Origin of the sequence: Corallococcus sp. AB030, from assembly GCF_003668965.1 — a bacterium.
Classification (GTDB): Bacteria; Myxococcota; Myxococcia; order Myxococcales; family Myxococcaceae; genus Corallococcus; species Corallococcus exiguus.
Genome location: NZ_RAWQ01000042.1, coordinates 40,950 through 52,936, shown reverse-complemented (window position 1 = coordinate 52,936; position 11,987 = coordinate 40,950). Strand labels below are relative to the sequence as shown.

Below are 11,987 nucleotides of genomic sequence, written 5' to 3'. Positions count from 1 at the left end.
CACGTCCACCACCGCCACCGGCGGGGCCTCCGGAGCCGGCTCCGGTGGCCCCGCCGGTGGCGGTGGTGGACGTGTGCGCCCCGAACCAGAGCCATTCGCTGGAGCAGTGCCCGGACCTGGATGACGACAACGACGGCGTGGCCAACGCCAAGGACCACTGCCCGGTGGACCCCGAGGACCGCGACGGCTTCCTCGACGATGATGGCTGCCCGGAGGCGGACAACGACGGCGACGCCGTGGCGGACGTGGTGGACAACTGCCCGATGGTGGCCGGTCCCGCGTCGAACCAGGGCTGCCCGGCGAAGCAGAAGCAGCTGGTGGTCATCACCCAGGACCGGCTGGAGATCCGCGAGAAGGTCTACTTCGCCTCTGGCGAGGCGCGCGTGATGCCGCGTTCGTTCAACCTGCTGGACCAGGTGGCGAAGGTGCTCATCAGCCACCCGGAGTTGAAACACATCCTGGTGGAGGGCCACACGGATTCGCGCGGCCGTCCGGAGACCAACCGGACGCTGTCCCAGCAACGCGCCTCCGCGGTCGTCCAGTGCCTGGCGATGCGCGGTGTCCCGGCGGACCGACTGATGGCCGCCGGCCGCGGCCCGGACGCTCCCGTCGCGTCCAATGACACCTCGTCCGGCCGTGAGCTCAATCGCCGCGTGGAGTTCCACATCGAGCCGGAGCCCACCTCCGGCAACGTCTCGCGAGACTGAGCCGCGGCCCAATCCCTCTCACAACCCCTTCACCGCATCCTTCTTTCAAGGAAATTCAATGACTCCCTCTTCCTGTCGCCTCCTCGTGGGGGCCCTGGCCGCGCTTTGCCTGAATACGCGTGCGACCGCCGAAGCGGCGCCGCTCACCACCGCCGTGTCTCCGGGCCAGCTGGCCGCGGCGCTTCCTGACGCGCCCCCCGCGGCGAGCGTGCCGTTCAGCATCCTGAACCTGGGGCCGGAGACGGTCATCTTCAGCGGCCCGGCGCTCTCCACCGTACAGACGACGGCGCGCTTCACGTTCGGCTCGTCGGCGCTGCTGGTGTCGTACCAGTGCGCGCTGGACAACGACAACTTCGTGGCGTGTGGCACGCCTCGCGACTTCACGAACCTGGCCGAGGGCCCGCACCAGTTCCTGGTGCGCTCCAAGGACCTGCTCGGGCTGCTGACGGACCCCACGCCGGCGACCTACTCGTGGACGATCGACCTCACGCCGCCGAAGACGACCTTCACGTCCACGCCGCCGGCCTTCACCAACGCCCTGATTTCGACGTTCGCCTTCAAGTCCTCGGAGCCGAACTCCACGTTCACCTGCGCGCTGGACAGCGGCCTGGCCCTGCCGTGCGCTTCGCCGTACCTGACGCTCCTGCTGGCGGACGGGCCGCACACGCTGGCGGTTCGCGCCCGGGACGCCGCAGGCAACCAGGAGACGGAGGCCACGACCTACTCGTGGACGGTGGACACGGTGGCGCCGGCGATTCCGCGGGTGACGTCGGTGACGCCGGGCGCGACGGTGGCCGTCTCGCCTTCGGAGGTGAGCGGCCGGGGTGAGCCCGGGTCGGTGGTGCGCCTGATGATCGACGGCGTCCTGGTGGGCACGGCGGAGGTGGATGTCGCGGGCCAGTGGACGGTCGCGGTGCCGGGCACGCTGGTGGACGGGGTGCACTTCCTGACGGCGTCGGCCACGGACGCGGCGGGCAACTCCAGCCTGCCCGTGACCGTCGCCTTCACGCTGGACAGCACGGGTGCGGACACGCGCATCGTGGCGGGCCCGCCGCTGTTCAGCCCGAGCAGCAGCGCCACCTTCGCCTTCACGTCGGAGCACGCGGGCGCCACCTTCCGGTGCAACCTGGACGCGCTGTTCGCGACGCCCTGCACCGACCCGGCGGCGTATCAGGGCCTGGCGGATGGCGTGCACGTGTTCAGCGTGTTCGCCGTCGCGCCCAACGGGGTGCCGGACCTGACGCCGGCCGTGCACACCTGGAGGGTGGACACGGTGGCGCCGGTGGCTTCAGTGGTGACGTCTCCGCCGCCGGTGCTGGCCGGAACCGTGGCCTCCTTCGGCTTCGAGGCGAATGAGGTGCTGGCCACGTTCCAGTGCAGCGTGGACGGGCTGGAGTTCCAGGACTGTCTGGCGAACATCACGCTGGAGAACCTGGCTCCCGGGACGCACACCCTCCAGGTCCGCGCGGTGGACGCAGCCGGCAACGTCGGCGCCGCGGCGACCTACACGTGGGAGATGACCCCGGCCGGCGGTGGCACTGACGGCGGCACCGGCGGCAACACCGATGGCGGCACCGGCAACGGCGGCAACACCGATGGCGGCACCGGCAACGGCGGCAACACCGATGGCGGCGGCACCACGGACCCGGGCCCGGGCACCGGCGGTGGTCAGAATCCGAACGACCTCGGAGTGATTGGCGGCACGCCCTACGACGAGATGCTCGGCGGCGGACTGGGATGCGGCGCCACGTCCCCTGCTCCGGCCATGTGGGTCGGCGCGCTGCTCGCGGGCCTGATGGCGCGCGCCCGCCGCCGCAAGTCCTGAGCTTGCTCCCTGGGAGGGAGCTTGCTCCCTGGGAGGACGTCTTCAAGCAGCTGCTCCGGGGGCTCCAGCCGCGGACGTTCGAGCACCGGCCCAATTGGCTCCGGAAGGACTGACGGCATTCCCTCCCGCGCGCCTTCGCGGTGACACAAAACGGGGCGCGCGGTGTTCCCCTCCCATCGCAGCAACCGGGAGGGGAACACATGGCAGGTCATCGATTCATCGCGAGCACCCTGGGCGCCTTCGCGCTCGCCGGACTCGCGGGCTGCACCGACACCGCGGCCAACGTGGAAGCCACCGCCGGGCCCGTGACGTCCCAGGCGGAGTTGGCGTCCGTGGCCCAGGCGGCCGCCGGCAGGAAGCACTTCCAGGAGGCCCTGCCCGGCACCAACGGGCGCTCCTGCGCGACGTGCCACGTGTTCGCGGACGACACCGCGCTCAAGCCCGCGCACGTAGAGGCGCTCTGGGCCCGGAGCCCCGCGGATCCGCTGTTCAATCGCATCGACGCGGATGACCCGGCCGCCCCCGTGCCCACCTACGAGCACCTGAAGAAGGGCCTGGTGCGCGTGGTGCTTCCCCTCCCCGCGAACATGGACGTCATCGACGTTCAGGGGAACGTCATCACCGCCCCGGACCGCAAGGTGTCCGTCTGGCGCGCCGTGCCGAGCATCGCCGACACCGGCTTCTCCGGCCCCTTCCAGTTCGACGGCCGCGAAACCGACCTGGTCACCCAGGCCCAGAGCGCCGTCACCAGCCACAGCCAGGGCGGCACGGTGGCGCCGGCCGTGCTCCAGCGAATCGCCGCGTTCGAGCGCAGCGTGTTCAGCTCCCCTCGCGCCCGCTTCGTGTCGGAGTTACTGGAGCGGGGCTGGCCGCTGAGCGCCATCCCGGATCCGGACGCCCTGCTCCTGCTCGACGCATCCGAGCGGCGCGGACGCGACGTCTACGCCCTGGCCTGCGAGGCCTGCCACGGCGACCGCACGCGCAACCGCGTCGTGAACCGCGCCACGCACGACGCGCTCTTCTACGCGCTCAAGCCCGACGGCAACATCCAGTACACCGTCACGCCCGGAGGCACGGCCGAACCCGTGCGCGTACCCCGCCCGCACAGCGAGTTCCTCAACGCCGGCTACGCATACATGACCTACCTGGGTCAGCGCGGCGTCGTGCCCCTCTACAACACGTCCGTCGAATTCCCCCAGTACCGCTTCCGCTTCTACACGGACGGCACGCGCCAGCACGCCGTCACGGACCTGCCGCCCATCCCCGTCACCGCGAGCGGCGACCCGGATGACATCAACCCCGCGCTGGATGAGAACGGCGCGCCCATCGTGGGCCCCGCGCTCGCGGCCCAGTGGTACTCCACCGACCCCGGGCGCGCGTTGATCAGCGGAGACCCCGCGGAGTTCGAGTCCTTCGACGTGCCGTCCCTGCGCGGCATCGCCCGCACCGCGCCGTACTTCCACGACAACAGCCACGCCACGCTCGCGGAGACGGTGGACACCTACAGCCGCTTCATCCTCCCGGGCATCCCTTCCGTGGGCGCGCTGCCGGTGCACCCGCCCGAGTTCCCGGGCGGGCCGCCGGAGTCCCTCAGCCCCGCTCAGAAGAAGGATCTGCTGCGCTTCCTCCAGCGGCTGTGAACGCCGCCGCTCAGCGCCGCCACTCCAGCTCCGGCGCCGACACCCGGGGCGGAGGCGGCAGGAAGGTGTGCGCCAGTCCCCGCAGGCCCCGTGCGAAGAACTCCTCGCGGATCCACTGGCTCAGCGCCGCCGCCTCGCCCTCGTGACCCGGCGCCAGCCTGAAGGTCGCGTGCCACTCCACGAAGGTCTGCCCGGTCGCCGTCACCGGCGTCACCCGCAGCTTCGCCACGAAGTCGCGCACGGGCAGCGCGCCCTCCACCATCTCGTACGCGTAGCTGCGCGCATGCGCGTCGTAGGCCAACCGCGCCTCCAGGTACACCTCGCCGTCGCGCGTGGTGAGCCGGCGCAAGGGGCCGGCGGAGTCGGGACGCGTCACCCGCTCGCTGGTGACGACGCCCGGGTGCCAGCGGGGAAGGCTGTCAAAGCCTCCCACGCGGTCCCAGACCACGTCCGCGGGTGCCTGGATGAGTTGACTCGCATAGGCCTCGGCCATCAGTGCCTCAGGTCGTTCGTGCATGGACATGCTCAAGAAGGGGCTCCGCCCCCAGGGCGGCCATGCGACTGGAGGGCGCCCCACCGTCCACGGGCGGGCCTCCAGGCGTAGGGCGTGCCCCTCGGGGAGAGCGCGCTCCCCTCAGGCCGTACGGCCCTGGAAGCCCTCGTAAAGCCATACAGTCAACGGACCCGATCCCCCACCGCGTCGCATCGCATTCATGCCGCCCCCCATGTCAGGCATTGAGGCGCGTGATGTGGAGCAACGGCAGCGGAGTCGGAATCGTCCGAAAGGGCTGTTGTAAGCGCTCCGCATCCCGGGTCAGTCTGCGTGTGGCCCCGCGATCACCGGCCCACCTGGGGGGACTCGCCCCGCGGGGCAGGGTCTGGCGGGATGTGAAGCATTGCCCGGGCATGGCTGTTGAAGGCGCATGGTGCATGCCCCCCCTTCGCCGAGGAGATGCCCGATGACCTCCGCTTCCATCACCGAGTACGAAACGCGCCTCTATTGGCAGGGGGACCGGGGCGCGGTGCTGACGAGCGACCATGCGCCCCCCGTTCCGATTGGCCGTCCGCTGTGCGGCCAGCAAGACGGGCCCGTGGACGGGCGGTGGGACCCGGAGGCACTGCTGGTGGGCGCGGTGGAGGGGCGCACGCTGCACGCGTTCCTGGACGGAGCCCGGGAGGCGGGCGTGGGCGTGCTCTTCTACCAGAGCTCCGCCACGGCCCGGCTGGTGAGCGGGAGTCCTGACGAGGCCGCCCACTTCACCGACCTCATCGTCCGGCCGCACGTCGCCGTGGGCAGTCCACGGGAGGCGGAGGACGCGCGCCAGCTCTTCGCCCGGCTGCCGGCGCGATGCTTCCCCAGCTCCATGCTCCAGCTCACCCCGCGCATCGAGCCGGTGGTGGAGGTGTGGGCCCACGCCCGTCGCGAGGACGCCACCGCACCTGTCGAAAACCAGGCACCCGCTCCGGGAGAGGCGGACGCGGCGGTTCCCTGGGGGAGCGGCATGCGCAGTGTGGAAGCACATGCCGACGAATCCACAGACGAATCCGCCCACGAAGCCGGTGAAGGAGCCGGAACCGAAGCCCACGCCTGAAATTGATCCGCCCCGGCCGCCCGTGCCGGAGAAGGATCCACCTCCGGGCGAGCCCAAACGCCGGGAACCCCCTCCGCCCCTACAGGACCCGGAGGTGGAGCCGGGCATCCAGGACCCACCGGCGCATGACCCCAACCATCCGGGGCCGCCGACCATCATCGCGTGACCGCCAGCCCGTGCTGACCCGTACGGCGCGGCGGGAGAGCGCCCGCCCGCCTCGTGGCTCTCCACAACATTGACATACCGGCAGTCCATTCTTGTTCACTTGAAGAGAATGGCTTGCACCCCGTCCTGGACCTTCGTCCAACGTCTGCGTTGGACGGTTCCAGGAAGCAACGCAAACAATGCATTCAGGATGCAGGAAACCATAGACTGATGCGCGTTCGCCGCGCGCCATGTCCACGCTCCCTTCGACGTCCACACCGCTCCGGATCGCCGCCATCGCCACCGCCTGTGCGGTGCTCATGGGCCTGGTCGCGGCCTGGAGCGAAAGCCAGTCAGCGGGTGTCCGCATCGCCCTGCTGGTGGCGAGCGCCTTCGGACTGGCGGTGGCGGGCGCGGTGGCCGCTCTTCGCGCGGTGGCCCGGAGTGAGCGTGACTGCGCCCGGCTGCTCGACAAGGCGGATGATGCGCGGGCGCTGCGCGACGCGGTGATGGACATCACACCGGTGGGCTTCGCGTTCTACGACCGCGACCTGCGCTACGTGCACGTCAATGCCGCGCTCGCCGCGATGAACGGCCTGCCGGTGGAGGCGCACCTGGGCCGCCATGTCTCGGAGGTGCTGCCGGAGCTGGGCACGATGCTCGCGCCCCGGCTCGCCCTGGCGCTGGAATCCGACGCGCCCGTGCAGGACCTCGGCCTCCAGGTGGAGACGCCCGCCGCGCCCGGCGAGGCGCGCTTCTGGTTCGGGAGCTACTCGCGCGTGCGCGGCTCCGGCGGCGCGGTGCTGGGCGTCATCGCGTCCCTGACGGAGGTCACCGAGCGGGTGCGCGCGGAGGCATCCCTCCAGGAGCACGAGGGGCGCCTGGACGTGCTCACCCGATCGCTGCCGGACTACCTGTGGGGTGGGAAGCTGCGGGACGGCGTGTTGCGGGACTTCTACTGCACACCTGTCGTGGAGCGCACCACCGGCTATCCGGCCAGCGCCTTCACCGGCGGCGGCCCCGAAGGCACGCCCTCGCCGCTGTGGGCGGAGATGATCCACCCGGAGGACCGGACGCGCTACCGCGAGTGCATCGAGTCGCTGGCCCTGGCCCCGAGCACGGAGGTGGAGATCGAGCACCGCATCATCTGCGCGGACGGGCGCGTGCGCTGGGTGCGCAGCCGCGCCGCGGCCTCCGGTCTGGATGCCCGGGGTGGCGTGCACCTGGGCTGCGTCGTCACGGACGTCACCGACCGGCGGCTCGCGGATGAACTGCGCCAGCGGTTGAACGACAGCTTCCGCCGCTCCGCGACGGAGTGGCGCCGCACCTTCGACGCGGTGTCCTCGCCGCTGCTGGTGCTGAGCGCGGACGGCATCATCCACCGGCTCAATGAGGCGGCCCGCGTGCTCTTCCAGGAGGCGGACCCCTCCGGCCAGCCGCTCTGCGCGACCGCCAAGGCGCCGCCCTGGTCCAGCGCGGGTCCGCTGGTGGAGGAGCTGCGCGCGACGCACGGCAGGACCCGCCGCGAGGTGCACGACGCGGAGTCCAACCGCACCTGGGAGCTGTCAGCCGCCTGGGTGGACGAGAAGATCAGCGAGGCCCCCCGCATCATCCTGGTGGCCAGCGAAGTCACCCGGCTGCTGGAGCTTCAGGCCCACGTGCGCCGCAGTGAAACGATGGCCGCCATGGGCGCCATCGTCGCGGGCGTGGCCCACGAGGTGCGCAACCCCCTCTTCTCCATCTCCGCCGTCGTGGACGCGGTGGAGGCCACCTACGGCGCCCAGCCGGAGTTGAAGCCCTACCTGGAAGTGCTGCGCGGCGAGGTGCGCCGCCTCACGCACCTCACCCAGGAGCTGTTCGAGTACGGCCGCCCCACGCGAGGCGAGTGGACGGACGGCGCCGTGGGCTCGGTGGTCTTCGAAGCCCTGTCCGCCTGCACGCTCACGAGCGACAAGGCGGCCGTGACGCTCGAGCGCGAGGTGTCCGACGCGCTGCCCCCGGTGCGCATGGACGCGCGCCGCCTGTTCCATGTCTTCCGCAACGTGGTGGAGAATGCCGTGCAGCACTCCCCCCAGGGCACTACCGTTCACGTGACGGCGGAAGCCGTGGAGGAAGCGGGGCGCCCCTGGGTGCGCTGCACAGTCCACGACGGAGGGCCCGGTTTCAAGAGCGAGGACCTGCCCCACGTCTTCGAGCCCTTCTTCAGCAAGCGTCGAGGAGGGACCGGGTTGGGTCTGTCCATCGTCCAGCGCATCCTGGAGGAGCACCAGGGGCGCATTCGCCTGTCCAATCACCCCCAGGGAGGCGCGGAGGTGACCATCCTACTGCCCGCCCTTTTCCCCGCCGTTCACACCGGCCCAACTCCGCAGTCACAGGTGTCATGACCCGCACCCGCATCCTGCTCGTGGACGACGAGCCCGGCGTCCGTCTGGGTATGAAGGGATACCTCACCCAGCATGGCTTCGACGTGGATGAAGCCACCAGCGTCGCCGAGGCCCAGGAGGGCTTCCGCTCACACCGGCCCGACGTGGCCGTCATCGATTACCGCCTGCCGGACGGCACGGCGCTGGAGTTGTTGCCCCGGCTCAAGGAGATGGACGCGGCGGTGCCCCTGGTGGTGCTGACCGGGCACGGCTCCATCGAATTGGCGGTGCAGGCCGTGAAGGAAGGCGCCGAACAATTCCTCACCAAGCCGCTGGAGCTGGCGGTGCTCAAGGTGGTGCTGGAGCGGCTCGTGGCCCAGCGCCGCGAGCGGCAGCGGCTCCTGGCGGACCGCTCGCGCGCGGTGCGCACGCAGGTGGACCCCTTCCTGGGCAACAGCCTCGCCATCCGCGCGCTGCGCGACCAGGCGGAGCGCGTGCGCGAGAGCGACAGCCCGGTGCTCGTCACGGGCGAGACGGGCAGCGGCAAGAGCGTGCTCGCGCGCTGGCTGCATGAAGGCGGGCCGCGCAAGGAGTCCCCCTTCGTGGACCTGAACTGCGCGGCGCTGTCCAAGGACCTGCTGGACTCGGAGTTGTTCGGCCACGAAAAGGGCGCCTTCACCAGCGCGGTGGCCGCGAAGCCGGGCCTGCTGGAGGTGGCGGACCGGGGCACGCTGTTCCTGGATGAAGTGGGCGACATGGACGTGGCCGTCCAGCCCAAGCTGCTCAAGGTGCTGGAGGAGAAGCGCTTCCGGCGCCTGGGCGACGTGAAGGACCGGCGCGTGGACGTGAGGCTCGTGGCCGCCACGCACCAGGACCTGCAGCTGGCCGCGCGAGAGAAGCGCTTCCGAAGCGACCTGTACTTCCGCATCAGCACGCTCATCCTCCACGTGCCGCCACTGCGTGAGCGCGCGGAGGACGTGCCGGTGCTCGCGAGCCACTTCCTGGCGGAGATGGGCGCGCACCGCGGCAGCGGCCAGGTGGAGCTGGAGCCCGACGCGGAGCGAGCCCTCATGGCCTACAGCTGGCCGGGCAACATCCGCGAGCTGCGCAACGTGCTGGAGCGCGCGGTGCTCCTGTCCGGCACGTCGCGACTGTCGCGCAGCGCCCTGCGCTTCGAGTCCCTGCTCCCTACGGAGGAGCCGCTGGGTGAGGACCTCACGCTGGAGGAGCTGGAGCACCGCCACATCGAGCGCGTGCTGGCGCGCGAGGGCGGCCACGTGGAGCGCGCGGCGACGAAGCTGGGCATCTCCCGCAGCTCGCTCTACGCGAAGCTCAAGGGCTGGCAGCACAAGGGAGGCTGACGGTCACGAAAGAGGGTACGGGTTCAAGTTCCGTACTCCTCGCCACTAAAGGCCCGGCACATTCAACCGGTGAGTGTAAAACCCTGAGTTCGTCCCGGTTGAGAGGTTGTCAGCATGAAAGTAGCAAAGAGGAGGGGGCTCACGCTGAGTGAGCGTGCGGAACCGTGGAGATGGTGGAGGGAGAGACTCCACGAAACCGGGGCAACTTCAAATGCGCGCTGATGCCCTCTTGCTGGCCCTGGTGCTGATGGCCTCGGGATGCGCCTCTATGCCACAAGCGTATGAGCGCCGCCGAAGCTTGAGCCATGCGCCGAGAGAGGACTCCTCGCCCGCGTGGGTGGAGGCTCCGAACGATGACCTCCCGCGCGCCTGGAACGCTCTCCCCAGCGTCCTCTCCGGGCCCGAGCAACGGCTCCTGCGCCGCCAGCAGCCGCGTGACGACGTGACCACCGTGGGAGACAGCGCTGTCAGGGGCGGGAGCCGGAGCAATGCATTGACGCGGCAGGCAGTCCTCGACGCGACGAAAGACGTGAAGGGCTCCTTGCGCAGCGTCGAGGCCGCGTTCACCAGGCTGGCGGCCCGCCCTCCGGACCTCTGGGGCTTCAGCCTCACTGGCGTCTTCACGCGCTACCTCGACCAGGGATCCAAGCAGGTGACGTGGCTTCATGGCGCGCTTGGGAGCGCCACCACGTTGACGGAAGCGGCCTCGGAAGTTGGCGACACGGACATGGAGCTGGGCCTGCTTCGCATGACGGGATCAAAACTCCAGGCGGCTCAGTTCGGGACGCTCCTGCTGGCCACCTGGGTGGACTTCCTCCACCTCGCGGACGCCATTCTCAGAAACTGCCCCATGTGCAGCGCCGAGAAGCTCTTCGTGGACCTTCATCGCGTGCAGGGGTTGATGGAGCCCACGCTGACGGACCTCGCCTCACTGGACCCGGAGCGGGTGGAGGCAGCGACCACCGCGATGCCGGAACTGATGGGGAAGCTGACGCGTGAATTCGACACGTTCCAACGGGAGACCCGCGAGACCATGAAGTTGGGCGGGCGGGTCATCGCGGCCATGCAGGCGGTGGAGATGGTCACGATGATCTCCACGATGAAGATGGCCATGCCACGCGTGCCGCCCTCGGCCCCTGTGACGCTGGGCGTGGGCCTCGTAATGAGCTCGGGAGGCGTCATGGTGGGCTCGCGGCTGGTGGTCTCCGCCGAGTGGGTGGAGATGATGCGAAGGCTCGTGCAGGCGGGCGTCATCTCCGTGCCTGCCGCCGGCGCGGCCGTCCTCATCCAGGGCGGACAGGTCACGATGGCCCAGGCGCACCAGGACTTGCCCAAGGGCGTGCGCGATGCGCTGGGGGACAGCCCGGAGGTTCGCGGCATGCAGGTGACGGGCAGGACGGGAGCGGGCATGTCGGATGCGCCCAAGCACCATGTGCTGCCGCAAGAGCACCGCGGATGGTTCGAGCAGCGCGGCTTCAAGGGCGACATGGACATCGACCAATTTTGCGTCCGGATGGAGCAGGCCCACCACGAAGCCATTCACGGTGGGGGGAACTGGAAGCTGGGACGCACATGGCCCGGCGAGTGGAATCGGCTGATCATGGAGGCTCTGCACGAAGCTGAGATCACGGCGGGCCGGAGGTTGACGCGGAATCAGGTCCTGGACATCGTCGTCGAGCGTATGAAGGTCTACAGAGTCCCAATCACGTTCACGAAAGGGAGGAGCCGATGACCGACGGACGTTCATGGCGGGAGAACTGGAAGGCCCGCTTGTATGAGCGCGTCCGCGAGCGGGGCTACGACTCAGTCACGGCTTTTGCCGAGGCCCGGCCCACCGCATCGTTGGTGGCGCTGGCCGAGGAGCTGGGTCCGGACGACGTTGCCGGAATTCAGGTGTACGATGGATTGGTGGCTGAAGCGGTGCGAAGTAAGCAAGTGACCCGCTTGGTGCGGGGACAACTTGTGCGCGAGCTGTGGGGGAGCATCCCTGATGGTTGGCCGGCCGTGTTGGATGACGACAACCGATTCAAGGTTGCCAAGGCGGTTGGCCCCTGGATTGCCTATACCCCAGACACGCATAAGGAGCGCGCACGCCAATGCAGGACGTCGCTCCTCGCCAATCCGCCCCCTGCTGGCTGGCGTCCACTCGGCCCCGACGACGAGCTTCTCCGGACGCTCCTCCCCGACGAGGAAGCCTGACCGGAAGCAGCGGCCCTTCGAGTCACAGTGAAGGAGCCGCCGTTGGCCAACGGGTTCAGGTCCCGTCCTCATCAATGTGTCTGGCTTGGAGCGGACTTCGCCACTGAGAGACCCTGGCGGCGGATCAACTCGTCCAACTCGAAGCGCGTCACGGAT

At 69.9% G+C, this 11,987-nt stretch carries 10 protein-coding genes; 9 read left to right on the top strand and 1 reads right to left on the bottom strand.

Going from position 1 to position 11,987, the window contains the following annotated elements; all coding sequences use genetic code 11:
- The 3 genes from D7Y15_RS13480 to D7Y15_RS13470 form a co-directional block, all read left to right on the top strand.
- A partial coding sequence (locus D7Y15_RS13480; RefSeq protein WP_148712759.1) for an OmpA family protein occupies positions 1 to 707 on the top strand: 707 nt, incomplete at its 5' end.
- A gap of 58 nt (positions 708 to 765) precedes the next feature.
- On the top strand, positions 766 to 2,532 hold the full coding sequence (locus D7Y15_RS13475) for an Ig-like domain-containing protein (RefSeq protein ID WP_158629046.1): 1,767 nt from the start codon (positions 766 to 768) through the stop codon (positions 2,530 to 2,532).
- Between the two features lie 200 nt (positions 2,533 to 2,732).
- Complete coding sequence (locus tag D7Y15_RS13470; RefSeq protein WP_121752829.1) at positions 2,733 to 4,172, top strand: cytochrome-c peroxidase; 1,440 nt, start codon at positions 2,733 to 2,735, stop codon at positions 4,170 to 4,172.
- Between the two features lie 10 nt (positions 4,173 to 4,182).
- Here the strand turns inward: D7Y15_RS13470 and D7Y15_RS13465 are convergent, their stop codons facing one another.
- A complete protein-coding gene (locus D7Y15_RS13465) occupies positions 4,183 to 4,689 on the bottom strand; it encodes an SRPBCC family protein (protein ID WP_158629045.1) in 507 nt (168 codons plus the stop codon).
- Positions 4,690 to 5,131: 442 nt separating this feature from the next.
- Between D7Y15_RS13465 and D7Y15_RS13460 the strand changes: the two genes are divergently transcribed.
- The 6 genes from D7Y15_RS13460 to D7Y15_RS13435 all read left to right on the top strand — a co-directional run bounded on the left by D7Y15_RS13460 (position 5,132) and on the right by D7Y15_RS13435 (position 11,831).
- On the top strand, positions 5,132 to 5,764 hold the full coding sequence (locus D7Y15_RS13460) for an OsmC family protein (RefSeq protein ID WP_120575768.1): 633 nt from the start codon (positions 5,132 to 5,134) through the stop codon (positions 5,762 to 5,764).
- Positions 5,694 to 5,930, top strand: a complete 237-nt coding sequence (locus tag D7Y15_RS13455; protein WP_120575767.1) for a hypothetical protein — start codon at positions 5,694 to 5,696, stop codon at positions 5,928 to 5,930. The genes D7Y15_RS13460 and D7Y15_RS13455 overlap by 71 nt, the downstream gene beginning before the upstream one ends.
- A gap of 229 nt (positions 5,931 to 6,159) precedes the next feature.
- The gene (locus tag D7Y15_RS13450) at positions 6,160 to 8,292 is read left to right on the top strand and encodes an ATP-binding protein (protein WP_121752827.1); all 2,133 of its coding nucleotides are present in this window, start codon (positions 6,160 to 6,162) and stop codon (positions 8,290 to 8,292) included.
- Positions 8,289 to 9,632, top strand: a complete 1,344-nt coding sequence (locus D7Y15_RS13445; RefSeq protein WP_121752826.1) for a sigma-54 dependent transcriptional regulator — start codon at positions 8,289 to 8,291, stop codon at positions 9,630 to 9,632. The genes D7Y15_RS13450 and D7Y15_RS13445 overlap by 4 nt, the downstream gene beginning before the upstream one ends.
- Positions 9,633 to 9,843: 211 nt before the next feature.
- Positions 9,844 to 11,364: a DUF2380 domain-containing protein gene (locus tag D7Y15_RS13440; protein ID WP_120575764.1), complete on the top strand. Its 1,521-nt coding sequence runs from the start codon at positions 9,844 to 9,846 to the stop codon at positions 11,362 to 11,364.
- On the top strand, positions 11,361 to 11,831 hold the full coding sequence (locus tag D7Y15_RS13435; RefSeq protein WP_120575763.1) for an NUDIX hydrolase: 471 nt from the start codon (positions 11,361 to 11,363) through the stop codon (positions 11,829 to 11,831). Before D7Y15_RS13440 ends, D7Y15_RS13435 begins: the two co-directional genes overlap by 4 nt.
- Positions 11,832 to 11,987: the final 156 nt, after the last annotated feature.